We start from the raw sequence: 20,593 nt of genomic DNA, 5'->3' as shown, positions 1-20,593 counted from the left end.
CATTTAACAATATGAAAAAGGTCATTTTTACAATTGCAGCACTTTGTTGCTTGGTTAGTGTATCACTATCTCAAGAAAAAAAAGTGCTTACACTAGAAGAAACAATCCGTTTAGCAAAGGAGAACTCGAGAAGTGCTAAGCAAGCAGAGACTTCCAGAATATTAGGTTATTGGAGTAATCAGGTTTTTAAATCTCAAATGAGACCACAGCTTTTATTAAGAGGTACTCTACCTGCATATGTCAATAGAGCAACTCCTATTATTCAGCCAGATGGTTCGGTTCAGTATAGAACTGTTAACCAAAATAATTCAGAGCTTCGACTTGGCTTGGAGCAGGTATTACCTTGGACTAATACAACAGTTTCTGTAGATACGAGGCTTCAGCGATTCGATGATTATGATGGAGATGTTACTAGGTATCAAGGTGATCCAGTGAGCTTTTCTATAGAACAGCCTTTGTTTGCTGTTAATGAATTCAAGTGGAATAGGCAAATAGCTCCATTGGAATATGAGCAATCCAAAAGAAGTTATGTACAAGCTATGGAAGAGACTTCTAGAATTGCAGCGCAGTTCTTCTTTAGGCTATTGGTTGAACAAAAGAACCTAGAAATTGCTATTCAAAACGAACAGTCCAATGATACCATCTATCGTATAGAAGAGGGAAGATATAATATTGGTACATCAACTGAAGATCAGCTGCTTCAAACAGAACTGAACTTGTTGACTGCTCAGACTGAAGCGCAACAAGCAAGATTAGATGTTCAATCTACTTCATTAGAATTGAGGAATTTTATAGGCTTGAGAGATGATGTAAGCCTTGAGTTAGTTCCTCCTGCTGAAGTTCCTGAGTTCTACATAGATGCTGAAGAAGCTTTACAATACGCTAAGGATAATAGGGCAGAATTTCTTGACTTTAGGATTCAAAGATTAGAGGCTGAGAGACAAGTAGCCTCCGCTAGAGCTCAAAGGTTTAATGCTAGTCTAGGAGCAACTTTTGGATATAATAGTGCACAGACTACTGATTTAGGGGATGTCTATGACGGTAATAATGTAGCTACGGGTTCTACGGTTAACTTATTTTTCACCCTTCCTATTTTGGATGGAGGTAGAAACAAGGCTAGAATGAACCAAGCAAAAGCAAGACAAACAAATACTGAGTTTACAGTAGAGCAAAACGAGATCAACTTTGAGCAAGAGATTACTAATGCTGTTAGAAACTTCGATCAGATTAGAAATCAAATTGAGATAGCTGAGAAAAGGCAAGCTATTGCTTTAAAGGGATTTGAAATTACTAATGGAAGGTACTTGGCTGGTAAAGTTGGGATTTTGGAATTAAACAATGCTCGTGAAACAAAGGACTCAGCAGTAAGAAACTATGTGAGTGCTCTGCAACAGTATTGGGTTGCTTATTATGAGTTGAGAAGCTTAACTCTTTATGACTTCCGTAATAATGAATTGCTTTACAATCCATTATTGGAGTATGATCCTAAGACTGACTCAGTGATTGAGGTTCAGCCGAAGAGATAAATAGAAATAGATTTTGTCTATTCGAAGGCCCCGTGACTTGATGTCCGGGGCTTTCCTTTTTTACATACCTGTGTAGTTGAACGGGGTAATTCTTCCCAACTCTTCCTTCACTTCTTCGCTCACATTCAGGGTTTGAATAAACTCCTTAATAGTCTGTTCTGTGATTTTAGAATTTGTGCGAGTTAGCCCTTTAAGTGCCTCATAAGGTTTAGGGTAGCCCTCTCTTCTAAGAATAGTCTGGATGGCCTCTGCAACTACAGCCCAGTTATCTTCTAAGTCGGCATCTATTGCTGTTTGGTTCAACTCAAGCTTGTTAATTCCTTTTACTAGAGACTTTAGGCCAATTAGAGTGTGGCCCAGTGGAACACCAACATTTCTTAGTACGGTAGAATCGGTAAGGTCTCTCTGGAGTCGTGAAATTGGGAGTTTAGCAGACAAGTGCTCAAATACAGCATTAGCAATCCCGAAGTTCCCTTCAGCATTTTCAAAGTCTATAGGGTTTACTTTGTGTGGCATGGCCGATGAGCCAACTTCACCCTCTTTGATTTTCTGTTTGAAGTAGTTCATGGAAACATACTGCCAGATGTCTTTAGAGAAATCGAGCAGAATGGTGTTAATCCTTTTTAGTACATCAAACAATGCAGCCAAGTGATCATAATGCTCAATTTGAGTAGTAGGATGACTTCTATGAAGTCCTAAGTACTCCTTTACAAAGTTATCACCGAATTCAATCCAATTAGTTTCAGGGTAGGCTACATGGTGAGCATTGAAATTACCAGTGGCGCCACCGAACTTAGCTGCAAACGGAATATCACCAAGGTATACCAATTGCTCTTCAACCCGAGTAGAAAATACAACCATTTCTTTACCTAGCCTAGTAGGAGAAGCAGGTTGTCCGTGAGTTTTGGCTAACATGGAAACTTCTTTCCAGCTTTCAGCCATTTGCTTAATAAGGTCATTAACCTCTAAAATAGCAGGCTCAATTACTTCATGTAGTCCTCGTTTCAATGAAAGAGGAACTGAAGTGTTGTTAATGTCTTGCGAGGTTAGTCCAAAGTGAATAAACTCTTTCACATCGCTTAGTCCTAGGCCATCAAATTTTTCTTTCAAGAAATACTCAACCGCTTTTACATCATGGTTGGTTGTTTTTTCTATTTCCTTAATGCTTTGAGCATCAGAAATGCTAAAGTTTCTGTAGACATTTCTTAGGTCTTCAAAAACGTTTTGGTTTACTCCTTCAAGCTGAGGGAGTGGCATTTCGCAAAGCGCAATAAAGTACTCTACTTCAACCTCTACTCTGTATTTAATAAGAGCGAACTCTGAGTAGTAAGCCGCTAAGTCTGCGGTTACTCTTCTGTATCTTCCGTCTACCGGAGAAATGCCTGTTAAGCTGCTTAAATCCATGAAAAGCGATTATTTTTTTGGAAAGCGCAAAGATAAGCAATCCAAATTCTTGAACCTGAGAAATCAAAGGCAATGTATTGGCATATACTTCATTCGTAAGGCATTACTCATTATTTTTGCCAGCAAATGAACCCTTTGGTTTACATTGGGTTCTTACACGAGAAAATAGATAACTATGGCTTTTGGCTTATTCAAGAAGAAGAAAGATAAGATTGAAAAACAGGATACTGGCATTATCAGTCTCAAGGTGAAGAATGTGGTGAAGGAAACCGCTGATGCTGTTTCTATTCATTTTGAAAACCCAGAGAATGGTAAGATTAATTATAAGGCTGGTCAGTTCTTTACCCTTATTGTAAATGTTAATGGGAAAGAGGAAAGAAGGTCTTATTCGGTTTGTTCTTCACCAGAAGTAGACGAGTTTCCAGCTGTGGCAGTAAAGAGAGTAGAGGGGGGTATTGTTTCTAATTACTTGAATTCAGAAGTGAAAGCTGGAGATACAATGCAGGTTATTCCACCTTTAGGAAATTTCACTACAGAATTCTCAGCCAATAATTCTAGAAACATAGTTCTAATTGCTGGAGGAAGTGGAATTACACCCATGATGTCTTTAGCAAAATCGGCTTTGAACATTGAGCCAAACTCAAAAGTGACTTTGTTATATGCCAATAGAAATGCCGGATCTATCATTTTCAAGTCACAATTAGAGGCTTTAAAAGACCGATTCGCTCAACTGGAAGTAATACATGTGCTGGAGAGTAATGACGATAATTACGGACAGCACCAAGGCTATATTTCTCAATCTATTGTTCAGCAGGTAAAAGAGTCTGTTAACGATGCTCAGGCAGAATACTTTGTTTGTGGGCCTACTCCGATGATGGATATAGCCATTAACTCACTTAAAAACCTTGGTGTTGCTGAAGGACTGATTAGAAAGGAAAGCTTTACGCCAAGCTCAAGTGCGGTTGAGCCTACTAATGAATCTGAAGAAATTGTAGCAAGAGAGGTTACGGTTATTCTAGATGGAGAAGAGCACAAATATACTGTTGAACCAAAAGAGACTATTCTTGAGAAGGGTTTAGATGAAATGATAGACCTTCCGTTCTCTTGCCAAAGCGGATTGTGTACTGCTTGTAGAGGTAAATGTGTATCGGGTAAAGTGAAAATGGATGCTAGTGATGGCCTTTCTGAAGCGGAGCTGGAAGAGGGCTATGTGCTTCTCTGTGTGGGGCATCCTATGACTGACGATGTTGTAGTGGAGATAGGTTAACAGACCTTTCTCTACATTATCTTTCTGTTATTCTCCCGACCTTTTAGGTTTTCCTAAACCATTGGCTTTGGGTTTGTGTTCTATATTCATTAACTCACAATATGGATATTTCCACAGCCCAGGTAGGTCGGCAGCAAGAACTTACCAACCGTTTTAATGAAGTAAGGCAACTTACCTTAGAAATCTGTGAACCGCTTCAGCCTGAAGATTTTGTGGTTCAACCCGTAGTAGACGTGAGCCCCCCTAAGTGGCACTTGGCTCACACAACATGGTTTTTTGAGATTTTCATTCTTAAAAAGTATGTCTCAGATTACCGCTTATTCGATGACGATTACCCCTTCTTATTTAATAGCTATTATGAAAATGAGGGAGATCGGTGGATTCGCTCGGAACGCGGAGTATTGAGTCGCCCTTGGGTTAAGGAAATCATGGCTTACAGAAGCTATGTTGATGATAGCATGTTGCAATTTTTAAAAACCACTGAGCTCAATGAAGAGCAGTTGAATGTTTTTGAAATTGGACTTAACCACGAGCAACAGCATCAAGAATTGATGGTGTACGACATCAAGCATATTTTAGGCATCAATCCGTTATTTCCTACTTATAAGAGGAGCAACCTTCCCGACTATCAACCTAATTTAAAGACCAACTGGCTTAGGGTTGATGAAGGTGTTTATGAGGTTGGCTATGAGGGTAAAGATTTTCATTTCGATAATGAGGAAGGTAAGCACAAAGTTTATCTGCCCGGATTTCAGGTTCAGGATAGGTTGGTTACTAATGGCGAGTTTCTGGAGTTTGTTGAAGATAGTGGCTACGGAAATTTCAACCATTGGCTAATGGAGGGCCATGAGTGGGTAAAGAAAGAGAATATTAGAGCTCCTTTTTACTGGATAAAAGAGGAGGGAGAGTGGTTCTACTTTACGCTTGGAGGAAAGGAGAAACTGAATCTCGATGAGCCGGTAACTCATATTAGTTTTTATGAGGCAGACGCTTTTGCCAAGTGGAAGGGGATGAGATTACCTACGGAATTTGAGTGGGAAGTAGCTTGTAAGCTTCACTCGCCAGAAATACCTGCGGAGGCCAATTTTATGGACAGCCGCAACTTCCGAACTATGCCAAGAGTGGGCGCTAACCCACAGTTCTATGGCGATGCTTGGGAGTGGACCAATTCGGCTTACTTGCCTTACCCGCATTACCAAAAAGTAGATGGCGCCTTAGGCGAATACAATGGTAAATTCATGATTAACCAAATGGTGCTAAGAGGAGGCTCATTTGCTACCATGGCCAATCATATTAGGCCAACTTACAGAAACTTTTTTCATCCACACCTGCGTTGGCATTTCACAGGTTTTAGACTGGCAGAATTCACCTAACATGGAGCATACAATAGAGGTTAACAAGACGTTCGCAAAAGATGTAGTGAATGCTTTAAACCAAACCCCAAAGCAACTCCCTTCAATGTATTTTTATAATGCCGAAGGGGATAGACTTTTTCAGAAAATTATGGCTTTAGATGAGTACTATCTCACTAGGGCGGAAATGGAAATTGTAAAAAGCCATAGGGCTGAAATTTTAAAAAGCTTCTTAGGGGGCGATGCTAACTTTAGGTTGGTTGAATTAGGTGCTGGCGATGGAACTAAGACAAAAGTACTACTAGAGCACTTCGTAAATGAGGGCACCGACTTTGTTTACAGTCCTATAGATATTTCTCAAAGTGTACTGAATCAATTAGAGGAGGGGGTGCTCAAGGCAGTTCCTAACCTAAAGATAGATTGCATTCAAGGAGATTATTTTAAAGCATTAAGCGAGCTTAATTCTAACCACCTACAAAAGGAGGTACTGCTTTTTCTTGGCTCAACCATTGGTAACTTCGGGCTAGAAGCGGGTAAGAATTTTCTTAAAGAATTGAGTAATAATCTCTCTAGCGGAGATATGCTGTTCATAGGTTTCGATCTAATGAAAGACCCTAGAGTAGTGCTTGCTGCTTATGATGATAGAGAAGGTGTTACGAGAGATTTCAACCTCAACTTACTAAAGAGAATTAACGATGAATTAGATGCTGACTTCGATGTAGATAAGTTTCAGCATTACCCAACTTATAACCCTATTACAGGAGAGACCAAGAGCTACTTGGTAAGTAGAGAGGCTCAGCAGGTTCACTTCAAAGCAATTGATTATACGCTAGAACTCAAGCAATGGGAGGCTATTCACACTGAGGTTTCTCAGAAATACTCATTCCAAATGATCGAAGAATTTGCTCAGTATGCTGGTTTTAAAATTGTTCGCCACTTTACTGACAGCAAAGAGTTGTTTGTAGATAGCCTCTGGGAAAAAGTATAGGCTATTTTTTGAGGCCATTAAGAATTAGGTTGGCTAGTTTTGAGCCAACCTCTTCTGGGCTTAAATTTCCTGAGGGTTTGTACCAGTTATGGGTCCAGTTGAGTGATGATAAAATGGTGAGCATCATAAACTTTTCATCTGCTTCGTGAAATTCACCGCTTTGCATGCCGTCTCTGAGAATTTTTATAAACCTGCCTTCATAGTCGTTTTTCATGGCCAAAAACTCCGAAAGGTATGGCTCACTTAAGTGTCTCCATTCGTGAAAGAAAACGGCAGAAGCATCAGTGTTTTTAGTAATCACTTTTACATAACAAATAGCAGCCTTTTCCATTTTAGCAGCATGGTTGCCCGACTCCATTTCTACTTCTTTCCAGGCGTCAAAAAATTCATCTGCCATTCGGAAACATATCTTTTGAAGTATTTCTTCCTTAGATTTGATGTGTGAATAAAGACTGGCCGCTTCTATGCCAAGCACCTGAGCAAGGTCTCTCATAGAAGTGGCCGCGTAGCCTTTTTGTCGAAATAGTTTGGTAGCTTTTTCTTCTATTTGTTGCTTGCGCGTTTTCTTTACCACAGTTTCCATTTAACAAAAGTAATGAGGCTAACAGGTGTTAGCAAGTATTCGAATTTGGCTAATATAGACACTCTATGGAATTAAGCGACCCGCAATTCAATAAAAGTACTTTTATCAAGCAGTTAGAGTCTGTTGTTTATCTTTTTTTAGTGCTCCCACTTTTAGCCTTTGGCTGGGTTTTTCTTGAGAAAGATGGAAATGGTAGCCTCCGATCTGTAGTTTTTGAGAATCCAGACCTGATGTTTCATGGGGTAATGTTCATTGGGGTAGGATACATTATTGTAAGAACAACTGCTACTTGGACTAGAGATGTGCGTAGAGGAACAGACAAGGTAAAGGAGTTAGATGTGAAACTGAAAATGCTCAAGAAGCCGATAATCTATAGGAACGTATTATGGGCACTGGGTGCTGGAATAGGTGCTTATGGATTGTACGAAAAAGGAGACATGATTTACGCGCTTGTCTTTACCTTGTTCTTGATTTTAATTACAGCCAACCGACCTTCTGGCAGGTACTTTTCTAAACTCCTTAAGCTTAAGGGAGATGAGAAAAAGTGGATGGAAGCATAGTAAAACAAATAACCATTATTATATGAAAAACACACAATTGGAACCAATCAGGCTTATAGGTTTGAGACTTGCTGGAAAAACGAGCAATGAGAACGGGCAGTCTAGTAAAGACTGTGGGGAGTTATGGCAAAAGTTTGAAAAGGAAGCTATTGCAGATCAGATAGCAGGTAAGCTCAATAACGCTATATATGCAGTTTATTTTGACTATGATGGAGATGAAAATCAGCCATTTTCGTACTTTATTGGTTGTGCAGTACCTGAAAATGTAACCGTTCCGACTGGTTTGCAAACCTTAACCATACCAAGTCAGACATATCAAAGGTTTTTGGCTAAAGGAGTGATGCCGGAGTGTATTACCGATATATGGAAGTCTATTTGGTCGAGTAATGTGAACAGGAGTTTTACCTTTGATTTTGAGGTGTATGACGAAAGAAGTGCTAATTGGAGCGATGCAGAAGTAGATGTGTTCATTGCTATAGATTAAGAGTAAAGGGAAAAAAGGGATATCCAAACCGAAGTTTAAATATCCCTTTCAAGTACTCTTCTCAAAGAGTTTAAAAAGTAACTCCTATAGTTATTGGGTTTAGCTGCGGACCTCTCCCTTCTTCAAATAGCTCATTCATGTCGTAAGTCATGAACATATCAAAACCATTAATTCCTATTTGCGCTCTCAGGCCGTATCGGAAATCGTTCACGAAGAACCCGCCTTTTTCTTTATCCTTCTGTCTACCATCATCATTACGATAGATGTATTTTGCCTTGTTGCTTAACCTTAGGCCAACATAAGGTCCAATACCAATTCTAAAGCCTCTACGTGCGCTAAACCCAACACGAACATCGTCTTCCATAAACCTTCTCACTACGCGTTTTCCTCTTCCGAAGTCTAGCATAGGAACTGCCTGAAAACCAATGTAAGTTACTTTTAGCTTACTTTTGAGTACGCTGTTGGCGTTGGTGTCTTCTATAAAGTTTAGCTGACCTCCGTTAGGATCTAAGCGTGTGGCGGCATTTTCAAATTTGAAATTGTACCAGCTAAATCCACCGCCCCACTCTAAGTAAAGAGGCCCAGAAACATAGGTAGTATGATTCCATAAAAGGCCGACATAGTTTGAGCTGATTGGTTTCACCTGATACAGATCGCTAGAAGAAGGAAAGTCACCGTTTTTCAAAAAGTTATTAAAACCGAACTCAAGATTAAGGCCTTTCAGGGTACCATGATCGTGCTGTTCGTAATACTCAATTGTGTTGGAGTTACGTCTGCCTCTCCAGTTGCTGTCATAGTCCCAGTCCCAATCCCAACGATCTTCAACTTCTACTTCCATGCCAAAGAAACCTATGCGTAAGTAAAAGTCATCATCAGAAATATAGACTTTGTTGCTTTCATGTTTAGGGATACTGACCACAGTATCTAATTTTTCGTAGTCTCCATAACGCATCCAGCGCCACTGAGCTTGTGCTTGTGAGACTGACATGACCAGTATCAGTCCCACGATGATAGTTTGAGTAATTTTTTTCATGTTGTTTGTAAGTTTTGAGTTCGTATTAGAATACAATTCCGAATGTTACTGGAGTTAGCCTTGGAGCATCTACATCTTCATTGAAGAATTCTACCAAGTCATAGTTGAAGAACATATCAAAGAAATCCCATCCAATTTGTGCTCTAAATCCGTATTTGAACGAGTTAATATGAAAGCTGTCCTTAACTTTTTCCTTCTGCTTGTTGCCATCGGCATCATCAAACTTCATCTTGGTATTGCTGCTTATTCGGTAGCCACCATAAACTCCGAAGCCAACGCGGAAATCTCTATATCTGCCAAAAGCAATGGTGGGAACAAAGTGTACATTTAAGTACCCTACATTGATTTTACTTTTTCTACCAGTAATATCTGCCAGCTCCTGAAATACTATGCCATCATCTTCTTTCACTACTTGTACACGAGTGTTTTCAAAGGCATAATCCATTAAGCTAGCGCCAATACCCCAGTCTAGATAAAGTGGGCCTAGTATATTAGTTACATTGTCGAAGTTTACGCCAAAGTACCACGAGTTAATTGGTATCAAGCTGTAGGCTTTATCACTGTTTGGCAAATCTCCATCTTCTAACCAGTTGTTTAAACCTAGGTAGAAGTTTACAAAGTTTTGAGTGCCTCTTCTCGGGTAGTACTTGTCTATGCCGAAGCTTCTGTCTCTTCTATTTGTTGTGCTAGAGAACTCTGCAGAACTAGTTGGTTTTTCTACTCTCAGCGAATTGGTTGGTGTGTACTCCGTTAAGTTTTTTGAAGGAGTTAAACCCTTCTGAAATACGCTTGAAGTAATTGATAGATTGTCTGAAAGACCATTTTGGCCGTAGACATTTGGGCTCACCAAGCATGTGACCAACACGATAAGTGAGGCAGTTTTAAAGATAGTTTTCATTGCTAATAAGTTATTTTGAGTTTAGACTATTGTTGTTTCAAATCAGAGTCTTCTTCTTTTGAGTCTTCGGCTTTATCACCGTATTTAAGATCGTTGCTAACCCATTCGTTCTTGGACTTTCTCATTTCAGAAATGGCCTTTGCTCCGCTATTAACACTTTTGGCCATAGATACTATGCCGTCTAAGAAGCCAAACTTTTTCTTGCGTTCGTTTTCAAGTGCATCCCTTCCTTCTGGGGCAATAGAAAAGCTCTCCTTCAAGAAGTCTGTGTTAATAATAAAGTCTGATTTCGATAGGTTTCGAGCCATAAATTGTGGCTTAAGAGCCCTTGGCTGAATAAGTTCTATTTTCAGCTCAAAAGCTTGTTCATTCATTTCTTGAAATTCGGCCTGAATCTCTTCTTGAATCTCTTTTGAGCTTGCTGAATTATCTGCTACTAGTAAAGGAAGTTGATCAATTTCATTTGAGATAGGATCAATTTTCTCTGTAGGAACAGTCTTGTTTTGAACAGGATATTCTTGTTGATTTTCTTCCTGAGCTAGGGTGCCTTTGTTAAGGCTCTCGGGTTGGGCTTCTTTTTCAGAAAGAATTTCCTGCTGTTGTAGCTGAGCTTGCTGCTTGTTGTCTAATGCTAACCAACTAACTGCAGCTAATAGTGTAAAGCTAGCTGCTATGCTAATCCAGAAGATTGCACCTTTCTTCTTCTTTTGTGGAAGGCCAGCTTCTATTTTATCCCATGCGCCAACTGGTGCGCTAGCTTTGTGAGATTCAAGTCCGTTACGGAAGAGTTCATCAATTTTATTACCCTTCATGGCTCATTAATTTATCATTCATAAAACGCTCTGCCTCGATCAAAAGCTTTTGTAAATGTGCTCTTGCTCTACTCAACTGAGATTTAGAAGTGTTTTCACTTATGCCCAGTTGTTCGGCAATCTCCTTGTGTGAAAAACCCTCAATAGCGTAGAGGTTGAAAACCGTTCTGTAACCGGCCGGAAGTCTGTTGATCATTTTCATGAGGTCTTCTTCTTCCAGGTGATCGCTAAGCTGACTGTAGTCGGGCTCGCGCTCTGCATTTTCAATCTCTACCTGCATATACAGGCTTTTATTTTTTCGGATGTATGTGAGTGATTCATTGACCATTATTCTGCGAACCCAGCCTTCAAAGCTGCCTTCACTCTTAAATTGGTCTATTTTGCTGAACACCTTCATGAATCCGCATACCAAAACATCTTCTGCCGCCTCTGGCTCATTGATATACCTGCGACATATAGAAAACATGAGCCCTGAGTACTTTTCGTACACGTCTCTTTGCGCTTTTCTGTCGCCTTTACGGCAATCTTCTAAGAGCCTCTCTTCAGTTTTTGACCTTTTGATTTGAAGCATGTTTTGGTTGACTACACAAGGTAGATGTAGGAATGATAAATAACGTTGCACGCATGTTGTCAATTTTTTTATTTAACAGACATGCGTGCAGGTTAAAGATAGTAAATGTATTGTTATTCAGTTAGTTGTGTATTCTAGTATTGGCTTATAATTGCTGAATTTGATTTGTCTTTTATATCCACTTTAGGAGAGCCTTTGTATCTTACCGAAGAGAATCCGTTGGCTTCTACAGCTAGGTATTCGGTAATATTTAGTCTAGCTCTTGCTTCTGAATTTGTAGTTAGCTTACAGTCTACAACTTCTCCATCATACCCGTAAAACCTACTTTTGTCCATTACTTCCATGGTTAGGTCGTCAATAGTTGCATCAGAATCTACTCTGCTCTCTTGCAGTGCCAATAAGGATAGACGCTGAAGACGGCCAGTAAGCTGAAGTCGAGCTTGGTCTGTTAACACAATTCGGGTGTCTACCAAGCTAGTGCCATTCACAGTTACATTGGCATCGTCATTAAGGCTTAGGTTTTTTAATTCTGGAAGTTGAATGATCAATTCTGTGCCGCGCCAATTGTTAAAATCATCTTTAGCTGAAATGATTAGGTTGCCTGCATTAATTCTAAAGTTTAGTTCGTCAAACTTATTGCTAGAGCCTTCTGCTGTTACTTCATATGTTTCTCCATGCTTAATAGTCACAGGTAGTCCGGTGTAAACCGAAATCTTTTCAAAGTCGCTGTACTCAAAGGTTTTTGAATCAGAGTTGCTGGTTGAGCCATCGTTTTCTTCATCAGCCTCTTCTTCACAAGTAAGACATATTAGAGTGCCATCGTCATCGAGCATCCACGTATTTCTGTAAACCTCCCACCAGTTGTAACGGTAGCTGAAGTAGTTGAGCAAGTTGCCCATGTCGGTATTGATTTTGAATGGTTGGTTCGCAGGTATATGTAGCGTAATATCTAAGTCTTGGAACCTAAACTCAGCATCTTCAGGCATGGTAAGTTCATTGTCGAAGACGATCTCGTTTCCTGTAACTCGATATTCGTAAGCTATTTCTTCTGCATTTCTATCAGCATCTTCAATGTTTCTACCTCTGGCTGTAGCTCTTTTGTCTATTCTCCAAGTGTTATCTCTACTAACACGAATGTCTAGGTCGGTAAATTCTGACTTGTAGCTGTTGTTACGTCTATACCTTCTTCTGTTTCTAAATTCAGAACTGTATTCTTTGCTCTCGCTTAATGAGAGTGTAACGGTATCTGCTTCTATGTTTATCACTTCTGAAACATCGTGATAGCCCTCTTCTCTGAAATCACGAACTACATTCGGCACAGTGGCAAATGTTCCCAAAACCGAGATCATCCAAATACCCAAAATACTCCAACCTACAGAGCTGCTCATCACTTTTCGCTTGGCAATAATGGTAATGCCTGCAATGAACAAGTATAGGAAAGGAATGAAAATCGCAGCAAAGGCGAAAAGAATTCCTATTTCGGGTAGCGTGTTATAGAAAATATGAAGTGGGAAGTCTGAGTCGTTAAACATAAACCAATCACTATCATGAAGCCCCAATAATACTCCTGCAGTAACTAAAAGGCTGAACATTGCAGAGATTCCGACTATGGAAATAACGGCTCCTATAAATATTCTAAAGGCAGCGGCAATGAACAAAAGGAGAGGGGTTAATGCACTACCAATTGCTCTAAAGATTCTGCCGATTAAGCGAAATGGGAATAAAAGGATTTTAGTAAAAGCTCCTTCTCCCTTGGGATTAAGATCTTCTTCTTTGCTTCTTTTTATGTTAGAATCGATATTAGAAAGGGTTACTTTTTGCCCTTTCATCTGCATTTTGTCTGTAAGAGATTTAGCCTGCGGACCAATGATCCACAGGACTATATATGCTATGATACCTACGCCTCCGAAGAACAGAACTATAAAAATTATCCGGAATACGATGGAGTCTGTCCGGAAGTAGTTGGCCAAACCAGAGGCAACACCTCCAAGTACCCGATCGTCTGGGTCGCGGTAGAATTTCTTAATGCTTTCATCTTCTTTAAGCTCTCTTGAACCTGGAACTGCTATCCAAAGAATGATGTAGCCTAAAAGGCCAAAACCTGTACCAAGCAATAGTAAGAACCCTACTCTAAACCATATAGGGTCCGCATTGAAGTAATTGGCCAAACCAGACCCCACACCACCTACAATCTGATTATTCAGGTCGCGGTATAGCTTTCTTTTTTCGTAAGTGTTTTGGTATTCCTGCTTTGCAGAAGATTTGTTTTCCGTTTTGCTCTCCTTTGGCTCGCCAGCAGGTGTAAAACCAGCTTCTTCTTCCATGGCTTCAAAGTCAGATATTTTCCCCATGGTGCTTACAAGCTGATCTATGTCTTCATTAGAGATTACTTGTTTACCATCTTCATCTAGTTTTTCTAAGAAAAGCTCAGCGATACGGCTCTCTATATCCGCAATAATTTCTTCACTTTCTTCATAGCTACTGAAGTACTTATTGATAGAGTCTAGGTAGTCTTTGAGTTTTTTATAACCATCTTCTTCGATGTGAAAAATGATGCCGCTTATATTGATACTTATGTTCTTCTTCATGACCATTACTTAGATTTTTTTGTGATGATTTGTGAGGTGGAGTTGACCAACTCCTTCCAGGTTTTGTCAAGGCTGCTAACAAATTCCTGGCCTTGAGATGTGATAGTGTAGTACTTTCGGGGTGGCCCCGAGCTAGATTCTACCCACTTGTATTCAACAAGACCTGCTTTGCGAAGCCTCGTTAATAGTGGATAAAGTGTTCCTTCAACAACCATGATTTTGGCCGATGTTAGCTCCTCGAGCATGTCGGAGGCGTAGACCTCGCCTCTCGAAATGATATGCAGTATGCAGAATTCTAAAATCCCCTTCCGCATTTGCACTTGTGTATTCTCCAAATTCATCTATTCAAGTTTTAGACCTTGTGCAAATATACGAAAGAAGGTACTATGTGTTGCATAGTACTATATAAAAAATATTACCTTGTGGTGCTTAGGTTGTGAAAAAGTGGTTTTACGAATGTTTTTAGCCCGATTTAGATAATAAAAAATCTTTCTGGAGGTTGAAGCTTAAAAATGCTGCAAATCCAGTAGGTATAATTATTTTTGGGTTGTAGTACTTACACATGAGCGTGAAGCACATTGCGGTTTATATATTAAAAGGGGTGTTGCTCATCCCTATATTTTTGTCCTCTCATAAGGTCTTGGCTCAGAGTTCTCCTAAGTACAGTAATGAGTTTATGGCAATAGGAGTTGGAGCAAGGGCATTGGCTATGTCTAATGCTATGACCTCCGTTTCTGACGATGTAACTTCTATTTATTGGAACCCGGCAGCACTAACCGATATAGAACATAGGTATCAGTTCTCTTTTCAGCATGCAGCTTACTTTGCTGGAGTAGCTAATTACGACTATCTAGGAGCTGCAATGGCAATAGATACTGATAGCCACATGGGTATAGGTATTATTCGCTTAGGAATAGATGATATTCCAGATACTAGGTTGTTGTTTGACGATCAGGGTCGAATAGATTATTCCAGAATCAACTTTTTCTCTTCTTCAGATTTAGCCATAGTATTTTCTTACGCTCGAGGTGTGAGCTTTATTTCTGGTGAAAACTTTGCTGATGGCGGAGGGCTAACTTTTGGAATGAATGCCAAAGTGATAAGAAGAAGAATTGGCGAGTTTGCCGATGCTTGGGGCTTTGGTTTAGATGCTTCAGCTAAGTACCGCTATAACGATTGGAACTTTGGTGTAATGCTCAGAGACATTACTACTACTTTTAATACTTGGACCATCAATAAGGAGGAACTCAGGCCAATTTTCAATCAGACCAATAATGAAATACCTGGTAACTCAACAGAGATTACTTTACCTAAAGCAATTTTTGGGGCTTCCAGGTCATTTAAGATTACCAACAAAGTTGATGTATTGGCATCGGCCGATTTAGTATTTACTTTTGATGGCAGAAGGAATGTACTCGTTAAATCTCGATTTACTTCAATAGACCCACAGTTAGGGGCCGAGTTTGACTATGAAGATAAGTTCTTCTTTAGAATGGGCGTTGGCAATTTTCAGCGGGTCAAGGATTTTAGTTTTGCTGAACAGAGCAACGAGTCTACTTTTTGGTCTTTTCAACCCAATGTAGGCATGGGTATCAAATTAGAAGACTTCACCATAGACTATGCCCTTACAGATATAGGTAATGTTGCAGAATCGCCTTACTCCCATGTATTTTCTATTCTGTATTCATTAGAAAAACTGCCAGGTATTTATTCTAGAAATAAGAGGAGAATTGTGAAAAAGGAGGGTAAGGATGAGAAGTAAGCTTGTACTTTTCTTTTTGTTAATGGGGCACTTGCTGCTTGGGCAACAGCTAGGCAATGAGTGGATTAATTACGACCAATCTTACTTTAAGATTAAGACAGGGACTGATGATGTTCATCGAATCACTTATCAAGCTTTAGTAGATGCGGGCTTCGATGTATCCAGTATTTCTCCTGCCCAACTTCAACTATTTCACCGAGGCGAGGAGGTAGCTATCAGAACGGTAGGTATGGACGATGCATCTTTTGATGCCGATGATTACATAGAATTCTGGGGTAGAAAAAATGACGGAACTCAAGATACAGAGCTGTTTTATAGGCCACAGCATCAAATCCATAAGTTCTATAACATGTTCTCAGACACCACCGCCTTCTTTTTAACCGTAGGTGAGGCTCAAGGTAAGAGAATGCAGGTAGAAAATATTAGCCCAAGTGGTCTTCCCTCTATCACTTATCATAAGGAGAATATTTTACAAGTTCGCTCAGAAGTCTTCAGCTTTGGTCAGTATTACCCTATCGGTAACCCTACTGGCGAGGTGAAGCGATCTTACTATGACGTTGGACAAATGTTTATGAGCGATGTCATAGAGAAAACAGCTTCAACCGTAGCTAGTGGCCGAAACAAGAGAGATTTTGTTTTCGATGGAATTACCAAGCAACTTCCTAGTGTTTCTAAACCTGAGTTGACCTTTCAGATCATTGGGTTCAATAATATAGCTCAACATAGAGCCAATACCTATGTTGGTCCGTCTCAAGATGGTCTCCAGCCTCTGGTTCAAGATATTACCCTTTCATTCAATAACTTCGGAACCCGAGAAAACCTTCAGCTCAATTGGGATAGAGTAAGCGATGAAGGCAGAGTGGTGTTCAGGGTTGAGAATGTTGGTTATGATGAATACCCTCGAGACCTCATTTCCATTGGTTATTTAAGGCTACGTTATCCAAGAGAGATAGATGCTTTTGGCACAGATAAGTTCTTTTACATTCAGCCAGACGCAAGTAGTCGCCAGATTCTTATTCCAAATGTGCCTAGTAGTCCAACACTATATGATGTTACGGATTATAAGAACCCAAAACTCATTCAAGGTCAACTCAATGCAAATAGTTACCTAGCGGGTGTTTCTGGAGCCTCTACAGAGAAAAAGCTCTTTTTAAAAGGAGAAAGTAATGTAGTGGAGGCAGAAGTAGAAGCGGTTCAATTCAAGTTTCAAGATGTTAGTAGCTTCAACTACTTCATGGTATCGCATCCGTTTTTGCGAAAGCCAGTCGATGGCTCTTATGACGATCCGATTCAAGCTTATATAGATTATAGAAAATCAGTAGAAGGTGGGGCTTGGAAAGTCCACTATGCAGATGTTACTGATTTGTATAATGAGTTCAGTTATGGAGAGTATACCCCTTTAGCTATTAAGCGATTTGTAAGAAAGGCCTATCAGGAGGCAGACCCACAGTATTTGTTCCTAATTGGAAAATCTAGAAGAGTAGATAATCAGATGCAGCGGTTGCCTAATCCGCTGGCTGCAGGAACACCAGAATTAGTGCCTACTCTAGGGGCTCCTGGTTCTGATGTGGTTTACACTACTGAGTTAGATGGTACCGAGCATTTGCCAGTATTTCCCGTGGGGCGTTTGTCGGTTACCAAGCCTGCTGAAGTGGCCAATTACCTAGACAAAGTGATTGAAAAGGAATCTAACATTAAAAACTCTCCATGGACAAAGAACTTTCTTCAGCTTAGTGGAGGAATAAGTAGCGATGAGCTAATCCGCTTTAGAGAGTTTATTGAGGACTTTGAAGGAATAATTGCTCAAGACTATCTGGGGGCGGCTGTAACCAATGTTTCTAAAACGAATAACAATGCATACCAAACCATCAATATTTCCGAAGAGATCAATAACGGAACTGGCTTTGTTACCTTTTTCGGTCACTCTTCTACTAACTATACAGATATTGATGTAGGAAGGGTTACCGACCCGGCCTACGGCTACGACAATAAAGGGCGCTACCCAGTAATGTTGGTGAATGGCTGTAGAGGAGGCGAGATTTTCTACTTCAACGCTTTTGTTGAAAACTGGATGGCCGCAAGAGATAAAGGGGCCGTGAATATTTTGGCTCACAGTGATGTGGGAATCCCCAATTACCTAAGAGAATATACCGAGGAATTTTACGAAGTAATGGCCGATACCTTGTGGATGACCAAGTCTGTAGGTCAGATTCAGAAGGAGGTGATAAAAAGGCATCTTCAAGGCTTTTCAATCAATGAAATTGACCATGCCCTAGTAGAGCAAACCAATCTTCAGGGAGACCCTGCAATTCCAATTTTCGGTCATGATAAAGTAGATTATATTGTTCGCGAGGAAGATATTCGGGCTAGTTCTATCAATGGCTTACCAGTAACTGCTTCTACGCAATTCTTCAATTTAGCGGTGGTGGTAAACAATGCTGGTAGAACTACAGATGAACCAGTAAAGGTAAATGTGAGAAGAACCTTGCCGAATGGTCAGGTGTTAGAATTGCCTGAAATTGAGGTTCCTCCTGTAAGAAATAGAGATACGGTTTATTATGAAGTGAGCAACCAAGGGCTAGATGTTTTTGGAGCGAATATTTTCGAAGTTACTTTAGATCTAAACAATGAAGTCGATGAGGGAAGTGAGTTTAACAATACTGCCTCTGCTTCTATCTTTCTTGGAGCCTCTGGCACCTTCAACACTGCGCCAACCAACTTTGCTACTTTAGACAAAGAGACAGTAGAACTAGTAGTTCAATCTGCCAACTTAAAGGCTAACGATCAAAACTTCATTGTTGAAATAGATACGGTAGATACCTTCGATAGCCCGTGGAAACAAGTGAATAATTTAGAGGGAAAAGGCTTGGCCAGCTGGGAGGTTACTTTATTGCCACACACTCTTAATGATACTATTCAATATTACTGGAGAACCATCTTTGAAGAGGAGTTATTGGAAGATCCTCAGCCTTGGGCAGTTTCTACCTTTACAAATATTCAGAATGGTGTTGAAGGATGGGGGCAAACTGAATTCGATCAGTTTAGAGATTTGAGCTTGAGTTCTGTTGGTAAAGATGAGGCTTCTGAAACCTGGATCTTTGAGGGGAATGAGACATTCATCAATGTTGTTACTTATGGTGAACAGCACCCTTTAGGAGGGCAGCCGCTGAATATGACAATAGAGATTAACGGACAGTCACTATTTAGAAGCTCTACCAATGGTTCGTGCGCACCAGAGTCTCTAAACCTTATTGCGTTCGACAAAGATAGTGGTAGGCCTTATTTAGTTTTGAGAACTCCAGGGGCAGAGTTTGAGACACAAGATCCATTAAACTGTGGAGTAACACCTCAAGTAATAAATAGGATACCAGATGAAAATTTGAGTACGGCCATTAACAATGATGATGCGCTTCTCAAAAACTACCTAGATGGAGTGAGTACTGGCGATTACGTATTGATGTTCAGCATAGGAGAACTCGATTATAATAGCTGGACAGACCTAAATAACAATCAGTTTCCGCGCATAGGTGTTAGGGCCAATGACTTGCCAAGCGTTGCTGGTGAGCCAGTGATTGTATATGGTGTAAAAGGCGCCACGGTAGGGACTGCTACCTTAGTAGAAGGTACACCAGCAGGGGCTCAGACTGATGCTACTCGTACCGAAATAGAGTTTCAGACATCCATATTTGCAAGTACAGATAGTGGGTCAGTTATTTCTCCGGTAATTGGTCCGGTGAGTCAATGGGGTAGCCTTTCAAAAAGGTTTGATGATAACCCTGCTGAAGATGAGCTAGTATTTGAAGTACGTGGTAGAGCACAAGATGGAACCGAAACAGTTTTGTTTACTTTGAATGATGTAGATGAGCTCGATATGAGCAGTATAGATCCTCAACAGTATCCTTATGTGCGACTCTTTTTAAGTGCAAAAGATAGAGTTTCTGCTACACCTCCTCAGCTAAAGAACTGGGTGGTTACTTATCAGGGTGTTCCAGAAGGGGTATTGACTCTGCAAAACGACCAAAATGAACGAATTGAGTTGCAGAATGGCGAGCCTTTCGAGGCAAAATTTAGGTTTAGCAATATATCTGCTTATAGTTTTCAGGGGCAATTGAATGTGAACTATAGCGTAACTAACCAAAATACCGGGAATGAAATAACAGCTAACATTCAGATTCCTCCGGTGGCAGCAGGAGAGTCGGTAGATTTTACTGTGCCTATTGAAACAGAAGGTCAGTTGGGGCTAAACGATTTCGAGATTTTTGTAAACCCTGGAGATGAGCTAGAGCAGTACTATACTAATAATGTAATTAGGCTCGATGACTTTCTAGAGGTGAAGAAAGACGAGGTGAACCCTGCTATGGATGTAACCTTCGATGGAGTATATATAGTGGATGGCGATATTGTTTCTCCAACCCCAACCGTAGATATTGAGCTCAGAGATAACAATCCGTATTTATTGAAGACTGATACCACAGGCATAGAGATTTCCCTCGGTCAGATTTGCGATGGCTGTACATTAAAGAGAATTAACTTCTCCGATGGATTTGTCAATTATACGCCAGCCACCGAAAATGAAAATTTCAAGATTCAGTTTCAGCCAGAAGCCTTAGAAGATGGAGAATATATGCTGCAAGTAAATGCAAGTGATGCCTCTGGGAACCCTGCAGGGGTAGGGCCTTATGAAATTACTTTTGAAGTAGTAAGTGAGTCTACTATTACTCACTTTTATCCATATCCGAATCCATTCTCTACTAGTACAAGGTTT

General features: G+C 40.2%; 16 protein-coding genes. 8 read left to right on the top strand and 8 right to left on the bottom strand.

The window, feature by feature from the left end:
• Nucleotides 1–11: 11 nt before the first annotated feature.
• Nucleotides 12–1,526: a TolC family protein gene (locus AWW68_RS07425; protein ID WP_068218832.1), complete on the top strand. Its 1,515-nt coding sequence runs from the start codon at nucleotides 12–14 to the stop codon at nucleotides 1,524–1,526.
• Nucleotides 1,527–1,586: 60 nt separating this feature from the next.
• Here the strand turns inward: AWW68_RS07425 and purB are convergent, their stop codons facing one another.
• Nucleotides 1,587–2,930: an adenylosuccinate lyase gene (gene purB, locus AWW68_RS07420; protein ID WP_068218829.1), complete on the bottom strand. Its 1,344-nt coding sequence runs from the start codon at nucleotides 2,928–2,930 to the stop codon at nucleotides 1,587–1,589.
• Between the two features lie 175 nt (nucleotides 2,931–3,105).
• Here purB and AWW68_RS07415 point away from each other — a divergent pair, with 175 nt between their 5' ends.
• The 3 genes from AWW68_RS07415 to egtD all read left to right on the top strand — a co-directional run bounded on the left by AWW68_RS07415 (nucleotide 3,106) and on the right by egtD (nucleotide 6,537).
• Complete coding sequence (locus AWW68_RS07415) at nucleotides 3,106–4,197, top strand: ferredoxin--NADP reductase (RefSeq protein WP_068218826.1); 1,092 nt, start codon at nucleotides 3,106–3,108, stop codon at nucleotides 4,195–4,197.
• A gap of 101 nt (nucleotides 4,198–4,298) precedes the next feature.
• Nucleotides 4,299–5,570, top strand: a complete 1,272-nt coding sequence (egtB, locus tag AWW68_RS07410) for an ergothioneine biosynthesis protein EgtB (protein WP_068218823.1) — start codon at nucleotides 4,299–4,301, stop codon at nucleotides 5,568–5,570.
• A gap of 1 nt (nucleotide 5,571) precedes the next feature.
• Nucleotides 5,572–6,537, top strand: a complete 966-nt coding sequence (egtD, locus tag AWW68_RS07405; protein ID WP_068218820.1) for an L-histidine N(alpha)-methyltransferase — start codon at nucleotides 5,572–5,574, stop codon at nucleotides 6,535–6,537.
• 1 nt (nucleotide 6,538) lies between these two features.
• Here the strand turns inward: egtD and AWW68_RS07400 are convergent, their stop codons facing one another.
• A complete protein-coding gene (locus AWW68_RS07400) occupies nucleotides 6,539–7,120 on the bottom strand; it encodes a TetR/AcrR family transcriptional regulator (protein ID WP_068218817.1) in 582 nt (193 codons plus the stop codon).
• A 65-nt stretch (nucleotides 7,121–7,185) separates the two neighbouring features.
• Between AWW68_RS07400 and AWW68_RS07395 the strand changes: the two genes are divergently transcribed.
• Nucleotides 7,186–7,680, top strand: a complete 495-nt coding sequence (locus AWW68_RS07395) for a hypothetical protein (RefSeq protein WP_068218813.1) — start codon at nucleotides 7,186–7,188, stop codon at nucleotides 7,678–7,680.
• A 22-nt stretch (nucleotides 7,681–7,702) separates the two neighbouring features.
• Complete coding sequence (locus tag AWW68_RS07390; protein WP_068218857.1) at nucleotides 7,703–8,164, top strand: GyrI-like domain-containing protein; 462 nt, start codon at nucleotides 7,703–7,705, stop codon at nucleotides 8,162–8,164.
• 70 nt (nucleotides 8,165–8,234) lie between these two features.
• Here the strand turns inward: AWW68_RS07390 and AWW68_RS07385 are convergent, their stop codons facing one another.
• From AWW68_RS07385 to AWW68_RS07360, 6 genes are all read right to left on the bottom strand, one after another.
• Nucleotides 8,235–9,197, bottom strand: a complete 963-nt coding sequence (locus tag AWW68_RS07385) for a hypothetical protein (RefSeq protein WP_068218810.1) — start codon at nucleotides 9,195–9,197, stop codon at nucleotides 8,235–8,237.
• A gap of 25 nt (nucleotides 9,198–9,222) precedes the next feature.
• Complete coding sequence (locus AWW68_RS07380; protein ID WP_084375617.1) at nucleotides 9,223–10,095, bottom strand: outer membrane beta-barrel protein; 873 nt, start codon at nucleotides 10,093–10,095, stop codon at nucleotides 9,223–9,225.
• A 26-nt stretch (nucleotides 10,096–10,121) separates the two neighbouring features.
• Nucleotides 10,122–10,907 (bottom strand): hypothetical protein, encoded by a 786-nt coding sequence (locus AWW68_RS07375; protein ID WP_068218804.1) that lies wholly within the window; start codon nucleotides 10,905–10,907, stop codon nucleotides 10,122–10,124.
• Nucleotides 10,897–11,478, bottom strand: a complete 582-nt coding sequence (locus AWW68_RS07370) for an RNA polymerase sigma factor (RefSeq protein ID WP_068218799.1) — start codon at nucleotides 11,476–11,478, stop codon at nucleotides 10,897–10,899. The genes AWW68_RS07375 and AWW68_RS07370 overlap by 11 nt, the downstream gene beginning before the upstream one ends.
• A gap of 134 nt (nucleotides 11,479–11,612) precedes the next feature.
• Complete coding sequence (locus AWW68_RS07365) at nucleotides 11,613–14,066, bottom strand: PspC domain-containing protein (RefSeq protein WP_185101233.1); 2,454 nt, start codon at nucleotides 14,064–14,066, stop codon at nucleotides 11,613–11,615.
• A gap of 5 nt (nucleotides 14,067–14,071) precedes the next feature.
• Nucleotides 14,072–14,407 (bottom strand): PadR family transcriptional regulator, encoded by a 336-nt coding sequence (locus AWW68_RS07360; protein WP_068218794.1) that lies wholly within the window; start codon nucleotides 14,405–14,407, stop codon nucleotides 14,072–14,074.
• Between the two features lie 221 nt (nucleotides 14,408–14,628).
• On the opposite strand from AWW68_RS07360, the gene AWW68_RS07355 reads away from it, so the two are divergent.
• Entirely contained in the window at nucleotides 14,629–15,828 is a 1,200-nt protein-coding gene (locus tag AWW68_RS07355) for a putative type IX sorting system protein PorV2 (protein WP_084375616.1), read from the top strand.
• Nucleotides 15,818–20,593: putative type IX secretion system sortase PorU2 (porU2, locus tag AWW68_RS07350; RefSeq protein ID WP_068218791.1), on the top strand; the 4,776-nt coding region annotated here is incomplete at its 3' end. The genes AWW68_RS07355 and porU2, both read left to right, overlap by 11 nt.

This window comes from Roseivirga spongicola (assembly GCF_001592965.1).
Taxonomy (GTDB): Bacteria; Bacteroidota; Bacteroidia; order Cytophagales; family Cyclobacteriaceae; genus Roseivirga; species Roseivirga spongicola.
This window is presented reverse-complemented; position numbering and strand designations above follow the sequence as displayed.